The sequence below is a fragment of the Rhodococcus sp. AZ1 genome (assembly GCF_054979605.1).
The window spans coordinates 39,139-60,975 of record NZ_JBUEQF010000007.1 but is presented as its reverse complement, the minus strand read 5'-3'; the positions used below and the strand labels follow the sequence as shown (position 1 = coordinate 60,975).

Here is a 21,837-nt window from a genome sequence, read left to right as displayed (position 1 = left end):
GTGAGGTTCCCGAAACACGGAGTTGTTCCCGCCGTGACCATTCGGAAATTGGTGGGGCGTGTACTGAGGTGGTCGGCACATCCCCACCTCGGAGGATCACAGTGACCATCATCGCGGCGGCCTCGGCCAACTTCACGCGTGACCTGGAGCAGAACTTCGCCGTCATCACCGACCTGGTCGATCAGGCCAGGGCGAGTGGTGTGGACTTTCTGGCGCTACCCGAGGCGGCCATCGGGGGCTACCTCTCCTCGCTCGGCCGCCACGGCGACACCGTTCGGACCACCACGCAGTCACTGCCGCCTGCGATCACGCTCGACGGCCCCGAGGTGGCTCGGGTGTGCCGTATCGCCGGAGAGATGACCATTGCCGTCGGGTTCTGCGAACTGGCCGACGACGGGCTCGGGGGCCAGACCCGCTACAACGCAGCCGCGCTGGTACACGGAAGCGGTGTTCTCGGCAGTTACCGCAAGGTGCACCAGCCGCTCGGCGAGAACATGTCCTATGCGGCGGGATCGACCTACCCCGTCGTCGATACCCCGGTGGGTAGGGTGGGTCTGCAGATCTGTTACGACAAGGCCTTCCCCGAAGCGGCGAGGCTGATGGCGCTCGACGGTGCCGAGATCATCGCCAGCCTGTCCGCATGGCCCGCCGCGCGCACCAATACGGCGGAGAACTTGCAGGACGATCGCTGGACGTACCGGTTCAACCAGTTCGACATCGCTCGCGCACTCGACAACCAGGTGTTCTGGGTGGCCTCGAACCAGTCGGGGACGTTCGGGTCCCTGCGCTACGTCGGCAACGCCAAGGTGGTCGATCCTGGTGGCAACATCCTGGCGACGACCACGCTCGGCAGCGGACTTGCGATCGCCGAGGTCGACGTCGAGGCAACCTTCCGCCAGATGAGGGCAGGGATGTTCCACCTGCGCGATCGACGGCCCGACGTGTACGGCGCCATTGCCGACACCGGCGCCGACGCCCCGTGGCGAGAGCGCGCTCATGCCTGAATCGCGAGTCCCGGCATCGGAACACGTGCCGGTGGTGATCGTCGGCGGCGGTCAGGCGGGGCTCTCGGTGAGCTGGTACCTGCTCGATGCCGGTGTCGACCACCTGGTGCTCGAGGCAGAGACGGAGATGCACAACTGGGTCGACACCCGATGGGACAACTTCACTCTCGTCACGCCCAACTGGCACTGTCGCCTACCGGGCCACCCGTACACCGGCCCGGACCCCGACGGGTTCATGACCAGGGACGAGGTCGTGGCCTGGCTCGGCGAATGGCTCGCGTCGTTCGATCCGCCCGTGCGCACCGGCACTCGCGCCACTGCCGTGCGTCGCACGGACGACGGGTTCGCGGTCGGCGTCCTCGACCCCGAGGGCGAGTACACGATCGCCTGTGAGCAGGTGGTCGTCGCCACCGGCGGGTACCCGATCCCGGTCCTGCCTCCCTACGCCCGGGCGATCGATCCTGCTGTGCAGCAGCTGCATTCGGAGCAGTACCGTAACCCGGATCAGCTACCGGCCGGCGGGGTGCTGGTGGTGGGGACCGGACAGTCCGGCGCTCAGATAGCCGAGGATCTGCACCTGGCAGGCCGCACCGTGCACCTCGCGGTGGGAGGCGCCCCGCGGGTGGCGCGCACCTACCGGGGCCGCGACTGCATGACCTGGCTCGCCGACATGGGCCTCTACGACATCGCGGTCGGGGAGTACCCCGGAGGTGCTGCGGCGCAGGAGAAGACCAATCACTACGTCACCGGTCGTGACGGCGGGCGCGACGTGGACCTCAGAGCGTTCGCACTCGAGGGAATGACGCTGTACGGCCAGCTCATCGGCGGCAAGGACGCCGTCCTCGAGTTCGCGCCCACCCTGCGCTCGGCTCTCGACGCCGCTGATGCCACCTACAACTCGATCTGCGCCGACATCGATCGCTACATCGAACGCACCGGTATCGACGCCCCGCCTCCGAGCCGCTACGAGCCCGTCTGGGAGCCCGCACACGAGCCGACCGAACTCGACCTCGGGGCCGCAGGCGTGACCAGCATCGTGTGGGCCATCGGTTATCGCCCGGATTACCGCTGGATCGAGGTCAGCGCGTTCGACGGCGGCGGCCGCCCGATGCAGACTCGCGGCATCACCGAGGTGCCGGGCTTGTCGTTCGTGGGGCTGCCCTGGATGCACACGTGGGGCTCGGGCCGCTTCCTCGGCATCGCCCGCGACGCCGAGTACATCGCGAAGCACATTGCCGCCAGCTGATTTCGGTGCGTTTTCCACGCGTGAGGGTGGATGGCTGCACCCAAGTTCGACGCCGGGGGAACCGCTGCAACTCGGCGTGCGTCCAGTAGAGGTATGGAGTCGGAACTGCTCAGGAAAAACGATGGCGTGATCACCCGGGCGCAGGCGATCGCATGTGGGTTGACCTCGCGAGCAATCGATGGGCGTGTGTCGCGCCAGAAGTGGCGGAGGATGGGCCACGGCGTCTACTTCGTCTGCGACCGGCCCCTCGACGATCGAGCGCGTGTCCGCGCCGCCGTGTGGTCGTGTGGACCCGAAGCCTGTGCGACGGGACTCTCGGCGCTGTTCTGGCTGGGCGCGGAGAGCCGGGCGCCCGCGGCGATCGACGTCACCGTGCCCCGCGGTGGACGCAGCCGCGCCCCCGACGGCGTGCGGCTACGGCGCCGCGACCTGCACCCGTCGGACATCACCTCGCGGCGCGGTGTGCGTGTCACGGCCCTCGCGCTGAGCGTGCTCGAGGCCGCGGTGGACCGGGGCGGCGGAATGCAGGTGATGGATCGCGCGTTGGGCCGCGGCCTGACGCTGGCGCACCTTCGGGCCACGCACCATCGCAACGCGGGCAGGCACGGCGCGAGCGCGGCCGACCGTCTGCTTCGAGCGGCCGAGGGTGGGGCTCGATCGGAGGCGGAGCGGCTGTTCCACGAGTTGTTGCGGGCTGCTGGAATCACCGGGTGGGTCGCGAACCATGCGTGGGGTGGGTACGTGATCGACGTGGCGTTCCCCGCACTGCGGCTGGCGGTGGAGATCGACGGGTGGGCCTTCCACACCGACGCAGCCACCTTCCAGCGCGACCGCACGCGACAGAACGCGCTGGCCCGGCACTGGACCGTCCTGCGATTCACCTGGCGCGACATCGTGGACACGCCTGCGGCTGTCCTCGACGAACTTCGGTGCAGAATCCACGCGTGAGGGTGGTTGAGCGCACCGAAGTTCCGACTCCGCCTACTTCAGGAGCGGCTCGAGATCGCGCACGTACTTGGCAATCAGCTCGGGGCCGAGGTGCGGCACGTCGCGATCCGGCCCGATCCCGGCCTGCTGCACGGCGGCGCGGAACCCTTCTGCCGGGATGGCGGAGCCATCACGCGCCGGACTCGGGTGCGCATAGGCATGCAGCAGCGGGAGCAGTGACGCCGAGCGCTGCTCGGGCGCAAGTGCGCGCAGAGCCGTCTCGAAGCGGTGGAGCCAGTCCGCGTAGTCGTCGATGCGCTCGATCCGGTGCCCCTGCTCGATGAGCCAGTCGACGAAGGTGTCCAGGGAGATGCCGTCGGTGTGCGGATTGGTGACGTCGTAGGTGGTGAACCGACCGCGCTCGTGTGCGGCGAGCCCGGCCACCGCAGCGGCGGTGAAGTCCACCGGCAACCCGTCGTAGTGAGCGCGAGCGGGGGAACCATCGTCGCCCGGCAGGTAGAACGACCGTGGTGCGATGCCGGTGAGAACCAAACTCAGGATCAGGCGGGTGAACACGTCCGGAACGTTGAGTTGGCCGCGGAATCGACTGTGCGCCAGGATCATGTCGGAGCGGAACACTGCGACCGGAACGCCGAAGCGCTCGTGTGCCTCGCGCAGCAACACCTCTCCCGCCCACTTGCTGGTGCCGTAGCCGTTGGCGTACGAGTCGTCGACGGTCCTCGTCGGGCTCATCGTGCGGATGTCGCCGTCCTCCTCGAATTCCGACGGCGCGATGCCGACGGACACCGCCACGGTCGAGAGGTAGTCGATGCCCTTGAGACGGTTGGTCAGGGCGAGGCGGACCAGCTCGGCGGTCCCGACGACGTTGGGCCCGAAGAAGTGCGAGTACGGCAGCACATGGTTCACGAGCGCAGCAGGATGGACGATGTGATCGACGGTGTCCGCCAATCGGTTCCACGTGGCCTCCGAGAGACCCAGTCGAGCCTCGCCGATGTCTCCCACGACCACCTCGAGATGGTCGCGGGCGAGTTCGTGGAAGTGACGCATCAACTCGGCATCGCCCGAGTCGAACGCGTCGTCGAGGCGGCGTCGAGCGTCTGCGATGTCGGTGCCGCGTACGACGGCCACCACGGTGCCGCCGACGGCCGAGACCCGTTCGAGCCATTCGAGGCACAGGAATCGGCCGAGGTACCCATTGGCGCCCGTGAGAAGAACGGTGCGGATCTCGCCGGACGGGTCGGGCAGGGTCTGCGCCGCGTTCAGGGTGTCGACGTCGATGAACGCCTCGAGGGTGAGATCGGACGCGTGGACGGCTCTCGCGTTGGCACCGTGCACGGAGGCAAAGGTCGGGCGCTGCCCGTCCCCGGCCCGGGCCTGCTCGATGTGAGCTGCGATGGCCGCGAGTGTGGTGGTGGGCCCGACGATCAGCGATACGGGAACGTCGACGTCGAACAGGTCGCCGAGAAGGGTCGAGTAGGTCAGGGCCGAGAGCGAATCGCCACCGAGATCGGTGAAGTGCATGTCGGACGCGGGGCTCTCCGAGCCGGCGTCCAGGAGAATTCGTGCGGCGCGGGTGACCGTCTCGAGCGCGGGTACCGAGCTCGCGCGAGCTCGAAGTTCGTCGAGCTCGCGCTCACGGCTGCCGGCCAGTTCGGCGTAGAGGGCCTCGAGGCGATCGGCGTATCGAGCTTTCAGTGCCGGGCGCAGCAGCTTGCCGACCCCGGAGAGCAGCCCGTTGTCCGCGGTGAACGGTTCGTGCTCGATGAGCACCGCGCGGGGGATCTCGTACGGGTTGACTCCGGCGGCGGACCCGATGCGCGAGAGCGATTCCACGATTGCGGCGGGGGGTAGCTCGCGCGCCTCGGGAGTCGGGACCACGACGGCGAGCAGGTAGGAGCGCTCACTGTTGCCGTACACATAGATCTGCGCCACCTCGGGGCAGTTGACGTAGATGGACTCGAGCTTGGACACCGCGACGAACTCGCCCTGGGCGAGCTTGATGACGTTCTTGCGGCGGTCGACGTACACCAGCTGATCCGGTCCGATCTCCGCCATCACATCACCGGTCATGTAGTAGCCGTCCTCGGTGAACATCTCGGCCGTCACCTCGGGCCGCTTGTAGTAGCCGGGGAACATGGTCGTCGACTTCACCAGCAGCTCACCGCGCGGGTGGGGCTTGTCGGTGGCGAAGTAACCCAGCTCGGGGACGTCGACGAGCTTGTAGTCGATCACCGGTGGACGCGCGATGACATTGCCCTGCAGCAGCATTCCGGATTCGGTGGAGCCGTACCCGTCGGTGACCTCGGTGTCCAGAATCCAGGAGATCGTCTCGCGGAGTTCCGGAGCCAGGGGAGCGGAGCTGGACACGGCGTAGAGGACTCGTCCGCCCAGCAGCTCGTCGCGCACGAGGATCCGCGCGCGCTCGCGGGCGATCTGATCGTCCGCCTCGTCGTCACGCAGTCGCGCGAGCTCGGAGCCGTAGCGGTGCGCGATCATCTCGCACACGCGCGGGACGAGGTTGAGCGCGGTCGGCCGCACGAGGGACAGGTCGTCGAACAGGGTCGACAGATCGGGCGCCGCCGCGAAGTAGGCGGTGCCCCCGGCTGCCAGGGTGCCGAACAACCACATCCGGCCGTAGAGGTGACTCATGGGCATGAAGTTGAGATGGATCGACGGGTACCGCGGTGCGCCGCTGCCGGTGAAGCCGCGCCACGGTGTGGCCAGGGTGCTCTGCAGATACATTGCGCCCTTGGGTGTCCCGGTGGAACCCGAGGTGTAGAAGATGGTGGCCAGCGGGTTCTCCCCGTCGGCCGGCTCGTACAGGTCTGCGGCCGCGTCGGGGTGCTCCGCGGCGAGAGTGGTCCCGCGCCGAACCACCTCGTCGAGGGTGACCACGGTGTCGATGCCGAGTGTGTCGCGGGCGGCCTGCAGTGCGTCTCGGTGATCGTCGATCTCGGGAACGAAGTCGAACACCACGACGCGGTCCGGCGCGACGGCGCCGTCGATGGCGGTGACGGCGGTGGGGAGGTAGTCCACTCCCACGGCGACGACGCGTGGTGCGGTCTCGACGAGGATCGGTCGCAGCGCGTCGGCCGTGGCCGACGATTGCAGCGGCACCGACACCGCTCCGGTGTGGACGCAGGCGAGGTCGAGGGCGGTGTAGTCGGCGCTGATGAAGCCCAGCAGCGCCACGAAGTCCCCCGGTCGGAGGTCGAGGTCCAGGCGCCAGGCGGCCGACACCGCGCAGACCGTGGCCCACAGTTGGCCGTAGGTGGTCGTCTCGTAACTCGGCAGCAGGGTGCGTACCGTGCGGCCGCTGTCGGGATCGGAGTGCAGACGGCAGGAGCGTGTTCCGAGCGCAGGTCTGTCCGCGTACCCGGTCATGACGGTGCGCACCAGTGCGCCGAGGCTCAGCGACGGGTCGGCCATCGCTGCGGTCACGTCGGGATCGGGCGTCGCGGCCCGGTACTGGGCATCGTTCGCGACGAGCTTCTCGCGCAGCGCTCTGTCGACCATGGGGGCCTCCGAAAATAGTGATAGTTGCTACCACTAACGACTGTAGGCCGATCGTCGCACGATCAAACAGTGACGCTGCTCACGTGCGCGTCGACACCCTCGCAGCGGGTGGAAGCGCATCGGCCGATCCCGTGCGCCAGGTCAACGGGTCGTCACCGAGTTCTGCGAGTTCGCGCACCTGCTCGAAACACCAGGGCGAGACGGCCTCGGTGCCGTCGAGAACCGCCGCGGCGAACGGCTGCCACTGCCGCCACGAGACGGCGTCGACCTCGGCGGGATCGGGCCGCAGAGCGTCGTCCTCGATCACGACGCGGAACACCGGACACACCTCGTACTCGACGATGCCGTTGTCCATCACGGCGCGATACCTGAAGCGCGGCAGCACGATCTGCGCCGAATCCACCGTCAGACCCAACTCCTGCTCGAGCCGCCGCAGCACCGCGCCGTCGAGTTCCTCACCGGGGCCGGGATGTCCGCAGCAGGTGTTGGTCCACACCCCCGGCCACGTCTTCTTGGTCGACGCGCGCTGAGTCAGCAGCACCTCCCCGCGACGGTTGAACACGTACGACGAGAAGGCCAGGTGCAGAGCGGTGTCGGCGGTGTGCACCGCGGCCTTGTCGGCGGTACCGATCGCCCGGCCGTCCTCGTCCAGGAGAACCACCAATTCGACGGGCTTGCTCGAATCCACACTCACGGTCACCGATGCTAGCTGCGCCCAGTCCCCTCGGTCGCGGCGAAGAGTCGACCGTCGGCGATCGCGGTGAGCAGATCCGCATGATCGGCCTCGGTGCGATCGGCGTAGGCGCGAGCCACCCGGCCGATCGTCTCGTCGAGTTCCTTGTCGTCCTCGAAGTAACCGGCCAACAGACGCGGGTCGAGCGAGCGTGCGTGCGAACGCGCCAACAATGCACCTGCCAGGCGGCCGTAGTCGTCGAGGTGCTTTCCGCTCAGCGTGGTGGGATCGATGTCACCCTTGAGGTTCCGGAACTGACGCACGATGAACGGCACGCCGTCGACGGTGGTCCACCCGAGCAGGATGTCGGTGTCGGTCTGTGCATTGCGCGCACCCTCGACGATGCGACGACCCTCGTGCGTGACCACGGGTCCGCCGACGTAGGGCGCCAGAGCGGACGCGCGCGCCTGTTTGAGTTGGAGAATGAGTACCTCGTTGTCGTTTCCGTGCAGCAGCACCACGTAACTGCGCAGACCCACGCTGCCGGTGCCCACGATGCGGAAGGCGACGTCCGAGACCGCGAAGCGGGCGATGAGCTCGTGACGCGATTCGCGCAGGCTCGCCACGTACTCGGGCAGGGAATCGATCACGGCGTCCGCGACGGCCTGTTCGACGTGGGTCAGAACGGGTGGGTTGTCGACGAAGCGCTGCTCGACGACGCCGGTGGTGTGGTTCTCGAGGTGCACGGTCCACTTGGCGGCCACCCGGGCGCTGGTGTTGCGCCCGGCCCGGCGCGCGGCGACCGCGAAATCCTCGAGCAGATCATGCGCCTTGGACTCGGAGAGGATGGACTCGTCCGGCAGTGCGTTCCACGACTCCATGAAGGGAAGATCCGCCAGCTCGCGCATCGTCCGGCGGTACGAGCGTGCCGCGTCCTGTGCCGCTTCGAGGCTTCGGTCCTCACTCACCGAGCCCTCGCGACCGGCCAGCACGAGACTGGCCGCCAGGCGCACGAGGTCCCACTCCCAGGGGCCGACGACGGTCTCGTCGAAGTCGTTGATGTCCATGATGATTCGGCCGTCGCGGGTGCCGTAGAGGCCGAAGTTGGCGGCGTGCGCATCGCCGCACAGCTGCGCGTTCAGGCCGGTGACGCGGATCGGGGCGAGATCGTGGGCCATCAACGCCGCGGCGCCGCGGTAGAACGAGAACGGCGAGGCGGCCATCCGCTCGACCCGCAGGGCCGTCAGGTGGGGTAACCGGCCCTCGTTGGAGGAGTCGATGAACTCGACCACCGAGGGCCGTGCTCCGGTGAACAGGCCTTCACCGATGCGGTTCGGCGGAATGGTGCCGCGCAACGACCGACCCCGCTCGCGCACCGCGGTCGAGGGCACGTAGGTGCGGAAATTCAGTGGTACGGATGGCCCGGTCACGGGTGCCGATGCTACGTCAGGGGCACCGCCGCCGGCGGAGCTCCGCGAGCCGCTCAGCCCTGGCGGGGCTCCGCGAGCCGCTCACCGCGGGAGGGTGAGGCGATAGAACCCCTCGATGTGGGCGCGCACCAACTCGGCGGCCCGCTCTCCCTCGCCGGTGGTGAGAGCGTCGAGAATCTCGTGGTGCTCTCGGCGCAGGTCGGCAGCAACCCCGGCCCAATCATCGAGCAACGGAACGGCTTCCATGACATAGCCCTGGATCGACTCACGCAGAGAGGTCATCATCGCCTCGATCAGCACGTTCCCGGCGAGCCCGGTGAGCGCGACATGGAACTCGGCGTCGAGTCGGTGGAAGTGCTCGGGCGTCAGGGACGGATCGTTCATCGACTCGAGCAGTGCCCGCGCCGCCGTCGTGTCCGTGTCCGGGTGGGAGCCGGCCTCGCGAAGCGCCCACGTCTCGAGCAGGACGCGTGTCTGGACCACGTCGGCGATCGGGAGGAACCGGGTGGCCACGTGCAGTCGCAGTGCCGAGCCGATCGACGTCGCGGGGTCGGCGACCACGGTGGCGCCGGATTCGGGACCGGACCCCACCGCGGTTCGCACCACACCCATCGCCTCGAGAACGCGCAGCGCCTCGCGGACGGAGGAGCGGCCCACGGCGAGATCGTCGGCCAGGGTGCGCTCGCCGGGCAGTCGGGCTCCGACGGTCAATCGCCCGGATCGCAGGTCGTCCTCGATTCGGGCCAGGACCACCTCGTGGGTTCGCATCGGCTCACTGTAATCGGCCGATTCGCCGTGTGGTCGGACCATCGGCGCTACTGTGGTCGGACCACAGGTCCCCACGGGAGGTCGTATGCGCATCGCACTGTTCGCCACTTGTCTGGCGGACGCTCTGTTCCCCGACGCCGCCAAGGCCACCGTCACCCTCCTCGAGCGGCTCGGTCACACCGTGGTGTTCCCGTCGGGGCAGACCTGCTGCGGACAGATGCACATCAACACCGGGTACGCCGCCGAGGCGCTGCCGGTGGTTCGTCATCACGTCGAGGTCTTCGACCGAGACGAGTGGGACGTGGCCGTGGCACCCTCGGGATCCTGCGTGGGGTCGGTGCGACATCAGCACGCCGACCTCGCCCGACGGGCAGGGGACACCGCCCTGGCCACCCGGGCGACCTCGCTCGCCGCGCGCACCTACGAGCTCTCGGAGTTCCTCGTCGACGTTCTCGGGATCACCGACGTCGGTGCCTACTATCCGCACCGCGTCACCTATCACCCCACGTGCCACTCCATCCGGATGATCCGTGTGGCCGACAAGCCGCTGCAACTGCTGCGCAACGTGCGGGGAATGACGTTGGTGGAGTTGCCCGACGCCGAGTCCTGCTGCGGCTTCGGCGGCACGTTCGCCCTCAAGAACTCCGACACCTCCACCGCGATGCTCGCCGACAAGATGGCCGCTGTGACCCGCACTCGCGCCGAGGTGTGCACCGCGGGCGACTCGTCGTGCCTGATGCACATCGGCGGCGGACTGGCGAGGCTGCGGTCGGGTGTTCGCACCGTCCACCTCGCCGAGATCCTCGCCGGAACGGGAGCGCGCGCATGAGTACCTTCCTCGGCAACCCCGGCGTGGGCAATCTTCGTGGCACGCAGGCATTTCCGCGCGCGGCGCACGAGCAACTCAAGCGGACGCAGATGCGCACCAACGTCGGCGCCGCCACCCGCACCATTCGCGACAAGCGCGCACTGGCCGTGGCCGAGTGTGACGACTGGGAGGACCTGCGCAGGGCCGGAAGCGCGATCAAGGCCGACGTGATGGCCCGGCTGCCCGAGTTGCTCGCGCAGTTCGAGGAGAACGTCACTGCGCGAGGCGGCACCGTCCACTGGGCGCGCGACGGGCACGAGGCGAACCGGATCATCACCGATCTCGTTCGCGCGACAGGCAGCGACGAGGTGGTCAAGGTCAAGTCCATGGCCACCCAGGAGATCGGGCTGAACGAGCATCTCGAGGCCGAGGGGATAGCCGCCGTCGAGACCGACCTCGCCGAGCTCATCGTCCAACTCGGTGACGACACGCCCAGCCACATCCTGGTGCCCGCCATTCACCGCAACCGCGCGGAGATCCGGGAGATCTTCCTGCGTCGGATGCCGGGGGTGGACCCCGAGATCACCGATGAACCACGCGAGCTGGCGATGGCGGCGCGCGCGCACCTGCGTCGGAAGTTCCTCTCGGCGCGCGTGGGGATCAGCGGCGCCAACTTCGGCGTCGCCGAGACCGGGACGCTGGTGGTGGTCGAATCCGAGGGCAACGGCCGCATGTGCCTGACGATGCCGCAGACGCTGATCACCGTGATGGGCATCGAGAAGCTCGTGCCCACCTTCAGCGATCTCGACGTGTTCATGCAGCTACTACCGCGATCGTCCACCGCGGAACGGATGAACCCCTACACCTCGATGTGGACGGGGGTGACACCCGGCGACGGCCCGCAGGAGTTCCACGTGGTGCTGCTCGACAACGGCCGCACCAACGTGCTGGCCGACGAGGTGGGACGGTCTGCGCTGCACTGCATTCGGTGCAGCGCGTGCATGAACGTGTGCCCGGTGTACGAGCGCACCGGCGGGCACGCCTACGGCTCGGTGTACCCGGGCCCGATCGGAGCGATCCTGAGTCCCCAACTGACCGGCACCACCGGCCACAACGACCCCAATGCCTCGCTGCCGTACGCCTCGTCGCTGTGCGGTGCCTGTTTCGACGCGTGCCCGGTGCGCATCGACATCCCGTCGATACTCGTGCACCTGCGCACAAAGCAGGTGGACTCCGAGCGAGGCGGGCTGCCAGGCGGTCAGGAGATCGCGATGCGCGCCGCCGGATGGTTGATGACCTCGCCGACACGCTTCGGCGCGGCGGAATCGGCGTCGCGGGTGGCCCGCTGGGTGTCCAACCGTGACGGTGCGCTGACCTCCCTGCCGTGGCCCGGATCGCTGTGGACCGCCAGCCGCGACATGCCCGAGCCGCCCAAGGAGTCGTTCCGACAATGGTGGGCCCGAACTCGGGGGGATCGGTCGTGAACGCGCGCGCGGAGATCCTGGACCGCATTCGACGGGCCACCGCCGGATCGTCGGTTCCGGACGCGGTGCCCCGTGAGTACGAACGTGCCCCGTCGACCGGGCCGGGCGATGTCGACACCTTCGCCCACACCGTCGACGACTACCGCGCCACCGTGATTCGCGTTCGGACCGCCGACATCGCTGCCGCCGTGGGGGAGCGACTGGCGCCCGGCGCGACGGTGGTGGTGCCGGCGGACCTACCCGACGCCTGGCTCCCGCCGTCGGTGACGGTTCGACGCGATCCGGGGTTGAGCGTCGCCGACCTCGACGCCGCCGACGCCGTGGTCACCGGCTGCGCGGTCGCGATCGCGCTGACCGGGACGATCGTGCTCGATGCCGGGCGGTTCCAAGGGCGACGAGCGCTGACGCTGGTGCCCGATCACCACGTATGTGTGGTGTTCGCCGCCGACATCGTCGACACCGTGCCGCAAGCCTTCGCCGCTCTCGATCCGACACGGCCGCTGACGTTCGTCAGCGGCCCGAGTGCCACGAGCGACATCGAACTCTCGCGCGTGGAGGGCGTGCACGGGCCCCGCACCCTCGACGTACTGATCGTGGGCGACTGACACGGCGGGGAAGAAGGGCGGGGTCGGACACCTGGTGCCCGACCCCGCCCTTCGTCAGCCGTCCGCTACTCGCGTGACTTTCCCGTCGGCCCTGCAGCGTCGGCGCTCACCTGCTCGCCGCCGTCCTTGCCGGTGCTGCCCGCTGCGGTCCCGGCGACTGCCACCGGGTCGTTCGGTTCGTCGCTTCCCGGTTCGTCGCTTCCCGGTTCGTCGCCGACGGGCTTGAGCAGGCTGAGCCCGATGGACACCGTCAGGACGGTGGTGATCACCGCCAGCGACACCAGCGACGGGATCTCCGGGATGTTGCTGTTGATCACCTTGTGCCCGGCCTGCAGGATCAGCTTCACGCCGATGAAGCCGAGGATGATCGCCAGGCCCTTGGACAGGTAGTGGAACTTCGCCAGCATCCCCGACAGCAGGAAGTACAGCGCCCGCAGACCCAGGATCGCGAAGGCGTTCGAGGTGTAGACGATGAACGGGTCGTCGCTCACCGCCAGCACCGCGGGGACGCTGTCGACCGCGAACACCAGGTCTGCAGCCTCGATCGCGACCACGACGGCCAGCAGCGGAGTGGCGACGCGCTTGCCGGCCTCCTTGACGAAGAACTTGGTGCCCGCGTACTCGTCGCGGACGGGGATGATCTTCTTGAGCATCCGCACCGCGATGGACTGGCTCGGGTCGTAGTCCTCGTCCTCGTCCTTGAGCAGCTTGAACGCGCTGTAGAGCAGGATCGCGGCGAAGACGAAGAGCACCGCGGTGAACTTGCTGACCACGGCCACGCCGAGGGCGAGGAAGATGCCGCGGAAGACCAGGGCGCCCACGACGCCGTAGAACAGCACGCGGTGCTGGTACTCACGCGGGACCTTGAAGTACGCGAAGATCAGTGCGAAGACGAAGAGGTTGTCCACCGACAGGCTCTTCTCGAGCAGCCAGGCGGTGGTGAACTCGACGCCCGCGGTGGTTCCGAGGGTGGCGAAGACCACGATGGCGAAGACGATGGACACGCCCACCCAGAGTGCACTCCACCACGCGGCCTCCTTGAAGCCGATGATGTGTGCGCCGCGGTGGGCGAACAGGTCGATGGCGAGCATGATGACGACGACCGCGGCGAACGCGATCCATGCCCACGCGGGAACGTTCAGCACGGTGAACTCCTCGGGTAGAAATCTGCGGTGCACACGCACCGCCCCTCCAGTGTGGACTGCCGGTCAACGGAATAAGCAGTCGAATGTCCGTCAGTTTCGCAGTGGTTTCGTTTCCGGAAACCGGCAATGAAGCCAGTATCGCTCACGGCGGCCAGCCCAGTAGTCGCGCACCGAGCACCGCGGTGTTGAGCGCGAATCGTTGAGCGGGGTCGTCCACGTGGTACCCGGTGAGCTGGTGCACCCGCTCGAGGCGATACGTCACCGCTCGTACCGACAGGTGCATGGCACGAGCCGTGCGGGCCGCGTTGCCACCGGAGGCGAAGTACTTCTCGAGGGTGTCCACCAGCGGCCCTGCGCCCCCGCGGGCCTCGTCGAGCGGACCCAGCAGCGTGGAGACCAGATCGCTCATCGCCGCTCGGTCGCGCAGCAGCACGTGATGGACCAGGAGATCGCGCGCGTCCAGCACCTCCGCGGCGAGCGAGAGCTTGCCGGCGAGGTCGAGCGCCTCGCGGGCCTCCTGATACGACACCACCACACCCGATGCCCCGGTGTACGGGCGGCCGACGCCGATCTGCCACTCCAGCCGCGCTCCGGGTCGTCGGAGGTCGACGGCCGCCTCGGCGGCGTCGGTGTCGCTCGGACGTGGTCCCAGCGCGGTGCGGGTGGCCGTGAGGATCTCGGTGACGGCGGCCTGGTCGGGCGCCGAGAAGACCACCACCAGGCGATCCTCCTTGGTGGCGACGAGGGCGTCCGCGTCGCCCTTGGTGCCCGCGACGGCACGGTCGATGGCGGCGGTCACCGGCGAGGTGTCGAGGAACGGTTTGTCGGCACGAATGACGAGCACCGCGTGGGGTCCCGACAGCTGCAGGCCGAACGACGCTGCCCGCGTCGACAACCCGGCGACGTCGGACCCGCCCGTGAGGAGGTCGTCGACGAACTCGCGACGCGCCGAGGCCTGCGCACGCACCACCGCCCGTCTGGCGAGCTGATATCCCTCGGTGAGTTCGGCGACCACGTCGTCGACCGCACGCAACATCACGTGTCCGGCCGCGACGACGGCGTCGGGATCGGCCCGGGCATCGATGACGGCGGGCAGTTGCGGCCACAGTCGCCACGCTGCAGAGAGGTAGAGATCGAGCAGCGCCCGCAGCGCCACTCCTCGCCGCGCGGCCGTGGCGCCGAGTTCGCGGTAGGGCCGCAGTGATCGCCGTGAGAGCGGCGTGGCGTCCGACACTGCCGTCGTCACCACCGGAAGGAAGTCGCCGAGCAGGTCCGCGGACTCGAGCCCCGCGTCCGCTGCGGCGTCGTGGGCGGGATCTGCCGGCATGGTCACCAGGGTGCCACCGTGCAGTGTTGGCCGGGAGTTCGCGGTGGCGTCGCGCGCTGGACACCGGGGCAGCCGACGCTGCGGCCATGAGGATCGTGCAGGTGGCCAACTTCTACGGCCCGCGCTCGGGCGGACTGCGAACCGCCGTCGACGAGTTGGGCGCGGGGTACGTCCGCGCCGGGCACGAGGTGACGCTCGTGGTGCCCGGATCCGAGGCCGGGGAGAGCGTGCTCGATTCCGGAGTGCACCGCGTGAGCGTGCGGGCGCAGCGAGTGCCGTGGACCGGCGGGTACCGGGTGGCGATGCCCGGTCCTGTTCGCGACGTGGTCGCGGCGGTGCGACCCGACGCCATCGAGGTCTCCGACCGGCTGACCCTGCGCGGGTTGGGCCGCTGGGCGGGCCGCCGTGGGGTGGGCAGCGTGATGATCTCGCACGAGCGCCTGGACCGGTTGTTGGGTCAGGTGATGCCGACAACGCTGGCACGGGCGGTGGCCGATGCTGCCAACCGCGACACCGCGGCGACCTACGACGCCGTCGTGTGCACCACGGCGTTCGCGCGCGCCGAGTTCGACCGGATCGGCGCGGCGAACGTGCACCGCGTTCCGCTCGGCGTGGATCTCGAGCTGTTCCACCCCCGACGGCGTGAACCGGGACCCACCCCGTGGCACGGCGGCGCACGGTTGCTGGCCGTGCACTGCGGACGACTGTCGGTGGAGAAGCACGTAGATCGGTCGATCGACGCTGTGCGGGCGCTGCGCGAGAGCGGGGTGGACCTTCGCCTGGTGGTGGCGGGAGACGGCCCACTGCGCCGCAGTCTCGAACGTCGCGCTGCGGGGACCGATACCCGATTCACCGGCTTCATCGCCGACCGCGCCGATCTCGCCGCGCTGCTCGCCACCGCCGATGTCGCCCTCTCGCCCGGCCCGCACGAGACCTTCGGGCTTGCCGCGCTCGAGTCCCTGGCGGCCGGCACCCCGGTGGTGGTCTCGGGAAGCTCGGCGCTGGCGGAGATCGTCACGCCCCGGTGTGGTGCCGTCACCGCCAACACCGCGGAGGGTTTCGCGAGCGGTATCGAGGCGGCGGTGGCGCTTCCCGGTGGTGGGCGAGGCGCGGCGCGGGCGCGAGCCGAGAGCTTCGGGTGGCCGTCGTCGGTGGCCGGGATGCTCTCCGTACTGGCGTGATCGGACCATGGCACGGCCCTGCATGACGGGGCGCGATCAGCGGGCGGCGACCGTGCGGGACGCCGGATCGACGGTTGCGCCGTCGGCGTCCTCGGGCGCGCGGTGGCCGCGTCCCGGTAGGGCCAGCAGGGCTCCGACAGCACCGATCAGGCAGAGCACGCCGATCACCGTGCAGCCCACCGCCAGCCCGTCCATGAACGCCTCGGCGACGGCGTCCTTGATGTCGACCAGCTGCCGGCCGATCGCCGACGCCGCCGCGACGGACTCGCGGGCCGCGTCGAGCTGCGGGGCGGGCAGGCGACCATCGAGCAATTCCACGAGGCGCGCGGCATAGACGCTCGAGAAGACCGAGCCGATCACCGCGACGCCGAGGGTGCCGCCGAGTTCGCGGGTGGCATCGTTGACCGCGGACCCGACGCCCGCCCGGGCAGGGGGCAGCACCTGCATGATCGACTCCGTGGCCGTGGTGCTCACCAGGCCCAGACCCAGGCCCATCAGCACCATCTGAGGCACGATCACGCTCGCGTAGCCGACGTCGACCCCGCTCCGAGAAATCCACACGAAGGATGACCCGAGCATGCTCAGACCGAGCGTGACGACGGCTTTGGATCCCAGCCGCGGCGCCAGTGCACCGGCCACCACGGAGGCCACCGCGATGGAGAGCGCTACCGGGATGGTGCGGGCACCGGCGCCCAGCGGCGAGTACTCCCGAACGAACTGGAAGTACTGAGTGATGAGGAAGATGAAGCCGAACAGCGCGAAGAAGGCGACCGTGACCGCGCCCGACGCCGCGCTGAAGCGGGGGTCGGAGAACAGGGAGACGTCGAGCATCGGGTGCGCGACACGGCGTTCCACCGCCACGAACACCACGATCAGGATCAGTGCGCCGGCGAAGCCGAGAAGCGTGGCCGGGCTGCCCCAGCCGTACTCGGGGCCCTCGATGATGGTGTGGGTGAGCAGGCCGAGCGCGGCCACCGAGAGGGCGAGGCCGGGGAAGTCGAGAGGTGGCACCTCGGGATCACGTGACTCCGGTACGAACGCCGCCGCCATGACCGCGGTGGCCAGTGCCACCGGCACCAGCGCCCAGAACACCGCGTGCCAGGTGGAATGCTCGATCAGCCAACCGCCGGTCACCGGGCCGAGCGCAACGCCCAGGCCGGTACTCGCACCCCAGGCGCCCAGTGCCCCGGCCCGCTGACGTCGCTCGGTGAACGTGTTGGAGATGATCGACAGCGTCGTCGGGAAGATCAGGGCGGCGAAGAAGCCCATCACGAAGCGCAGCAGCACCAGTTGACCGGCGCTGGTGGCCAGCGCCGCGACACCACTGGCGGTGGCGAACCCGAGCAGGCCGACGAGCAGCGCAGGTCGGCGTCCGAAACGGTCGGACAGGCTGCCCATGGCGAGAACGAGGGCGGCGAACGCGAGGTTGTAGCCGTCGACGATCCAGAGCAGCTCGCGGGTTCCGGCGTCGAGTGCCCGGCTGAGCTCGGGGAGTGCGACGTTCACGATCGTGGTGTCGAGGTTGATGCTCAGGGCCGCGAGACACACCGTGATCAGTACGAGTGGCTTGCGGACGGCAGTTGGTGCGAGCGGCATCGTCGGGCCTTTCGGGAGAGTGGGACGATCCTGGTGTTACCGGTGTCAACATCAAAGTCGGCTCAGAATGCACCACGGTGTTACCGGTGTCAACATGTGCGGGGCGGCGTGGTTTAGGCTCGGCCCCGTGAGCAACGCCAGCTACCACCACGGCAACCTGCGCGAGGCCCTCGTGGCCGCCGGGGTCGACGCGGTGCGCGAGCACGGCCCCGACGGCGTCGCAATGCGCTCGCTCGCCCGCCAGGTAGGGGTGAGCCACAACGCCGCATACCGCCACTTCGCGGACCGCGAGGAGTTGATGGGCGAAATAGCCGCCGCCGGCATGGCCGCTCTGACCGCGGCGTCGGAGGAGCGCCTGGCCTGCGTGGTCGACGACGACCCCGTGCAGCGCGCCCGCCTGCGGCTACGCGAGCTCGGTCGCAGCTACATCGACTTCGCCCGCCGAGAGCGCGGCCTGTTCCGCGTGGCGTTCGCCGCCTACCCCTCGCTGCAGACAGCGCCGCCGATGGACCTGGGCGCCGACACACTGGCAGGCGAGAGCCCTTTCCGCCAGCTCAACGCTTGTCTCGATGAGCTCGTCGACGTCGGCTATCTCGCACCCGCCGCACGACCGGGCGCGGAGTTCGCGTGCTGGGCGGCCGTGCACGGCATGGCGATGCTGCTGCTCGAGGGCCCACTGCAGAAGCTGCCCGACGAGGCCGCTGCTCAGGTCATCGACCAGATGCTCGAGACCCTCGACCGCGCGCACGGCGTCGCCACCACGGCGGAACAATCGCTGCACCCCGGTCGTTGCCGAAACAGAGATTCTCCGATCGCGAAGGAGCGCCAGCCATGACCGCCGCCCGCACCACCGAAACCGCCATCCTCGCCGGGGGATGCTTCTGGGGAGTCCAGGAGTTGATCCGCAAGCAGCCGGGTGTGATCTCCTCGCGCGTGGGCTACAGCGGCGGCGACGTGCCGAACGCGACGTACCGCAACCACGGCACCCACGCCGAGGCCGTCGAGATCGTCTTCGACCCGGCCGTCACCTCGTACCGGGCACTGCTCGAGTTCTTCTTCCAGATCCACGATCCCACGACCCTCAACCGCCAGGGCAACGATCGAGGACTGAGCTACCGCTCGGCGATCTTCCACACCACTGAGCAGCAGCGGGAGATCGCGCTGGACACGATCGCCGACGTCGAAGCCTCCGGCATCTGGCCCGGCAAGGTGGTCACCGAGGTTGCACCCGCCGGCGACTTCTGGGAGGCCGAGCCCGAGCATCAGGACTACCTCCAGCGCATCCCGAACGGGTACACCTGCCACTGGGTCCGTCCCGACTGGGTGCTGCCCAGGCGCAACGCGGCGGCCCAGTCCTGACCCGGATATCCGCCGCCCTCTTGTGATCATCGGCAACGCCGTCTACGTCGGTGGCCACCGCGTTCACGACCCGGTGGACCTCGACCAGACCTACGAGGTGATGCGCGAGACCGGTGGCGTGGGATGGATCGGCCTGTACCGGCCCGATGCCGCCGAAATCGGTTCGGTGGCCGACGAGTTCGGGCTCCACCGGCTCGCGGTCGAGGACGCGGTGTCGGCACACCAGCGACCGAAGCTCGAGCGCTACGGCGATCAGCTCTTCATCGCCGTGCGCCCCGCCCGCTATGTCGAGTCCACCGAGACGGTGGAGTTCGGTGAGGTGCACGCGTTCGTGGGGCCCGATTTCGTGGTGACGGTCCGCCACGCCGAGGCACCCGACCTCTCGCGTGTGCGGGCTCGCCTCGAGTCCACCCCTGATCTACTCGCTCTCGGACCCCAGTCGATCCTGTACGCCGTGCTCGACGAGGTGGTCGATCAATACCTGCCCGTGGTGCTCGACCTCGAGAAGGACATCGACGAGATCGACGACCAACTCTTCAACGGCGATCCCGGCGTCTCGCGGCGCATCTACGAACTGTCCCGCACCGTGATCAACTTTCAACGCGCGACGGCCCCCATGGTGGACATCCTGCAGCGGCTCGGCAACGGCTCGGAGAAGTATCACGTCGACGAGGAGCTGCAGCACAACCTGCGCGACGTGCTCGATCACGCCATCCGGATCAGCGATCGAGTGGACGGGTTCCGCACCAACCTCGCCGACGCGCTCTCGGTGCACAACACCTTGATCGCGCAGCGGCAGAACGAGGAGATGCGCGCGATGACGGAACTGAGTATCCAGCAGAACGAGCAGGTCAAGCGCATCTCCTCGTGGGGAGCGATCTTCTTCGCGCCATCGCTCGTGGCCGGGATCTACGGCATGAACTTCCAGCACATGCCCGAGTTGGCCTGGCCCGTCGGCTACCCGCTGGCACTGGTGCTGATGGTGCTCTCGTCGTCGGTGCTCTACGGGGTGTTCCGTAGGCAGAAATGGCTGTGACTCCCGGCGGGCGTCACGCCCCGCACGTGGTGGTGGCGGGATCGTGCAACACCGATCTCATCGTTCGCACGTCGCGCTTCCCGCAGCCCGGAGAGACCGTTGCCGGGTCCGACCTGATGGTCGCGGCCGGTGGCAAGGGTGCCAACCAGGCCGTCGCTGCCGCGCTGCTGGGAACTGCGGTGAGCATGGTCGCCGTCGTCGGTGACGACGAGTTCGCCGAGGTGAGCCTGCGATCGCTGGTGGCTGCAGGGGTGGCGGTGGACGCCGTCGACCGCGTGGCAGGGGCGACGGGAACGGCGGTGATCACCGTCGACGCGGCCGGTGAGAACACCATCGTGGTCTCGCCCGGCGCCAACGGGCGTCTCGACCGCGCCGCGATCGATCGATCCCGGGAGGTCATCGAGTCGGCATCGGTGCTGGCCCTGTGCCTCGAATCGCCCACCGCGTCGATGGTTCGGGCAGCCGAGCTCGCGCGTGCGGCCGGGGCAACGGTGGTTCTCACGCTCTCACCCTTCGATGCCACCGCCGCGCGCGAGCTCGTCGGATCGGCCGACGTCGTCCTGGTGAACGAACACGAGTGCGCCCAGTTGCTCGGGTCGGACGCGCTACGGTCACGGCCGGGATGGCACGACCTTTCCCGCGCTCTCGGTGGAGCAGGTATCGGTCGGGCCGTCGTCACCCTCGGTGCGGCCGGTGCGGTCGCCGTGGTCGGGGACGAGGTCGTCCATGTTCCGGCGCCACGGGTGGACCCGGTGGACACCACCGGCGCCGGTGATGCGTTCGCCGGAGCGCTGGCCGCGCGCCTGGCCGAGGGGGCCACCCTCGCCGCGGCCACCGAGTACGCCGTCGCGGTCGGGGCGTGCGCCACCCTCGGGATCGGGGCGCAGCCGTCATATCCCTCGAGGGTTCGTATGCAGCAGTTTCTCGCCGACCACGGGTTGTCTGTGAGCGATCTCCCCCCGCCGGTGGCTTGACACGCGGGCACCGCTTCCGAAGCATTCACCCCGTGACCAAGCGCGCCGTGTTCGGCCTTGTCCTGATGTCCGTCCTCGGCCTCACGGCAGGGGTGTTCCCAGCCCCCTCGGCACGCGCCGCGGAGAGCGTGGTTCTCGGTGGCGGATCGGGACTACTGGTCTCGGGTCCTGCCGGCAACGCCAAGAACTACTGCACGCTCACCACCATCGGCCGCGACCGCGGTGGCGCCCTGGTGGGACTGACCGCCGGGCACTGCGCGGCGGTCGGCGACCGGATCTCCGCCGAGTACCGCCCCGGCGCCGGGGCAGTGGGGACCGTCGTGGCCGTCAACCCCGTCTACGACTACGCCGTGATCACCTTCGGTGGTCAGGTGATCCCCGCCGCCACGATCGGCGGCACCCGTATCGACGGGGTCGGCGCCCCGGCCGTATTCCTCGACGTGGTCTGCAAGGAAGGTCGCACCACCGGACGCACGTGCGGAGTGACGTACGGAGACCTCTTCAACTCCCAGCAGACGTTCAATCAGGCGTGCACCGACGCCGGCGACTCCGGCGCACCGGTGGTCAAGGGCAGCACGCTCGTGGCGATGGTCAACGCCTACTTCTTCTTCCCGTGCATCGGCCCGTCGTCGGGCACCGACTTCCGCTCGATCCTGCGCGAGATCGACCGGGCCGGCGGCGCGGGCGCAGGGTTCGTGCCCACGCGCTGACCGGTCCCGGTCCCACTCGCCACCCCC

General features: G+C 69.0%; 19 protein-coding genes. 12 read left to right on the top strand and 7 right to left on the bottom strand.

What is annotated here, in order from left to right:
- Nucleotides 1–101: 101 nt before the first annotated feature.
- From ACY48E_RS10585 to ACY48E_RS10575, 3 genes are all read left to right on the top strand, one after another.
- The gene (locus ACY48E_RS10585) at nucleotides 102–1,004 is read left to right on the top strand and encodes a carbon-nitrogen hydrolase family protein (RefSeq protein WP_462872126.1); all 903 of its coding nucleotides are present in this window, start codon (nucleotides 102–104) and stop codon (nucleotides 1,002–1,004) included.
- Nucleotides 997–2,250, top strand: coding sequence for an MSMEG_0569 family flavin-dependent oxidoreductase (locus ACY48E_RS10580; RefSeq protein ID WP_462872125.1), 1,254 nt, complete (start codon nucleotides 997–999; stop codon nucleotides 2,248–2,250). Before ACY48E_RS10585 ends, ACY48E_RS10580 begins: the two co-directional genes overlap by 8 nt.
- A 93-nt stretch (nucleotides 2,251–2,343) precedes the next feature.
- Entirely contained in the window at nucleotides 2,344–3,198 is an 855-nt protein-coding gene (locus tag ACY48E_RS10575) for a DUF559 domain-containing protein (protein ID WP_462872265.1), read from the top strand.
- Nucleotides 3,199–3,231: 33 nt separating this feature from the next.
- On the opposite strand, the gene car is transcribed toward ACY48E_RS10575, so the two are convergent.
- The 4 genes from car to ACY48E_RS10555 all read right to left on the bottom strand — a co-directional run bounded on the left by car (nucleotide 3,232) and on the right by ACY48E_RS10555 (nucleotide 9,585).
- Nucleotides 3,232–6,714 (bottom strand): carboxylic acid reductase, encoded by a 3,483-nt coding sequence (gene car, locus ACY48E_RS10570; protein WP_462872124.1) that lies wholly within the window; start codon nucleotides 6,712–6,714, stop codon nucleotides 3,232–3,234.
- A 79-nt stretch (nucleotides 6,715–6,793) separates the two neighbouring features.
- Nucleotides 6,794–7,414, bottom strand: coding sequence for an isopentenyl-diphosphate Delta-isomerase (gene idi, locus ACY48E_RS10565; RefSeq protein WP_462872123.1), 621 nt, complete (start codon nucleotides 7,412–7,414; stop codon nucleotides 6,794–6,796).
- Between the two features lie 5 nt (nucleotides 7,415–7,419).
- The gene (locus tag ACY48E_RS10560; RefSeq protein WP_462872122.1) at nucleotides 7,420–8,817 is read right to left on the bottom strand and encodes a DUF2252 domain-containing protein; all 1,398 of its coding nucleotides are present in this window, start codon (nucleotides 8,815–8,817) and stop codon (nucleotides 7,420–7,422) included.
- Nucleotides 8,818–8,898: 81 nt separating this feature from the next.
- Entirely contained in the window at nucleotides 8,899–9,585 is a 687-nt protein-coding gene (locus ACY48E_RS10555) for a FadR/GntR family transcriptional regulator (protein ID WP_462872121.1), read from the bottom strand.
- Between the two features lie 85 nt (nucleotides 9,586–9,670).
- Here ACY48E_RS10555 and ACY48E_RS10550 point away from each other — a divergent pair, with 85 nt between their 5' ends.
- From ACY48E_RS10550 to ACY48E_RS10540, 3 genes are read left to right on the top strand one after another with little or no spacing between them, the layout of a single operon-like run.
- Complete coding sequence (locus tag ACY48E_RS10550; RefSeq protein ID WP_462872120.1) at nucleotides 9,671–10,414, top strand: (Fe-S)-binding protein; 744 nt, start codon at nucleotides 9,671–9,673, stop codon at nucleotides 10,412–10,414.
- Nucleotides 10,411–11,877: a LutB/LldF family L-lactate oxidation iron-sulfur protein gene (locus ACY48E_RS10545; protein WP_462872119.1), complete on the top strand. Its 1,467-nt coding sequence runs from the start codon at nucleotides 10,411–10,413 to the stop codon at nucleotides 11,875–11,877. Before ACY48E_RS10550 ends, ACY48E_RS10545 begins: the two co-directional genes overlap by 4 nt.
- A complete protein-coding gene (locus ACY48E_RS10540; RefSeq protein WP_462872118.1) occupies nucleotides 11,844–12,482 on the top strand; it encodes a LutC/YkgG family protein in 639 nt (212 codons plus the stop codon). The genes ACY48E_RS10545 and ACY48E_RS10540 overlap by 34 nt, the downstream gene beginning before the upstream one ends.
- 65 nt (nucleotides 12,483–12,547) lie before the next feature.
- Here ACY48E_RS10540 and ACY48E_RS10535 read toward each other — a convergent pair whose 3' ends face one another.
- Nucleotides 12,548–13,627: a TerC family protein gene (locus ACY48E_RS10535; protein WP_462872117.1), complete on the bottom strand. Its 1,080-nt coding sequence runs from the start codon at nucleotides 13,625–13,627 to the stop codon at nucleotides 12,548–12,550.
- Nucleotides 13,628–13,769: 142 nt separating this feature from the next.
- Entirely contained in the window at nucleotides 13,770–14,954 is a 1,185-nt protein-coding gene (locus ACY48E_RS10530; protein WP_462872116.1) for a PucR family transcriptional regulator, read from the bottom strand.
- An 86-nt stretch (nucleotides 14,955–15,040) separates the two neighbouring features.
- On the opposite strand from ACY48E_RS10530, the gene ACY48E_RS10525 reads away from it, so the two are divergent.
- The gene (locus ACY48E_RS10525) at nucleotides 15,041–16,135 is read left to right on the top strand and encodes a glycosyltransferase (RefSeq protein ID WP_462872115.1); all 1,095 of its coding nucleotides are present in this window, start codon (nucleotides 15,041–15,043) and stop codon (nucleotides 16,133–16,135) included.
- A gap of 36 nt (nucleotides 16,136–16,171) precedes the next feature.
- Here ACY48E_RS10525 and ACY48E_RS10520 read toward each other — a convergent pair whose 3' ends face one another.
- Nucleotides 16,172–17,731, bottom strand: a complete 1,560-nt coding sequence (locus tag ACY48E_RS10520) for an MFS transporter (protein WP_462872114.1) — start codon at nucleotides 17,729–17,731, stop codon at nucleotides 16,172–16,174.
- 127 nt (nucleotides 17,732–17,858) lie between these two features.
- On the opposite strand from ACY48E_RS10520, the gene ACY48E_RS10515 reads away from it, so the two are divergent.
- The 5 genes from ACY48E_RS10515 (at nucleotide 17,859) to ACY48E_RS10495 (ending at nucleotide 21,810) form a co-directional block, all read left to right on the top strand.
- Entirely contained in the window at nucleotides 17,859–18,566 is a 708-nt protein-coding gene (locus tag ACY48E_RS10515; RefSeq protein ID WP_462872113.1) for a TetR/AcrR family transcriptional regulator, read from the top strand.
- A complete protein-coding gene (gene msrA, locus ACY48E_RS10510) occupies nucleotides 18,563–19,090 on the top strand; it encodes a peptide-methionine (S)-S-oxide reductase MsrA (RefSeq protein WP_462872112.1) in 528 nt (175 codons plus the stop codon). Before ACY48E_RS10515 ends, msrA begins: the two co-directional genes overlap by 4 nt.
- Before the next feature lie 22 nt (nucleotides 19,091–19,112).
- Nucleotides 19,113–20,126 (top strand): magnesium and cobalt transport protein CorA, encoded by a 1,014-nt coding sequence (locus tag ACY48E_RS10505; protein WP_462872111.1) that lies wholly within the window; start codon nucleotides 19,113–19,115, stop codon nucleotides 20,124–20,126.
- Nucleotides 20,117–21,100: a ribokinase gene (locus ACY48E_RS10500; protein ID WP_462872110.1), complete on the top strand. Its 984-nt coding sequence runs from the start codon at nucleotides 20,117–20,119 to the stop codon at nucleotides 21,098–21,100. The genes ACY48E_RS10505 and ACY48E_RS10500 overlap by 10 nt, the downstream gene beginning before the upstream one ends.
- Nucleotides 21,101–21,165: 65 nt before the next feature.
- On the top strand, nucleotides 21,166–21,810 hold the full coding sequence (locus ACY48E_RS10495; RefSeq protein ID WP_462872264.1) for a chymotrypsin family serine protease: 645 nt from the start codon (nucleotides 21,166–21,168) through the stop codon (nucleotides 21,808–21,810).
- The last annotated feature ends 27 nt before the right edge of the window (nucleotides 21,811–21,837 follow it).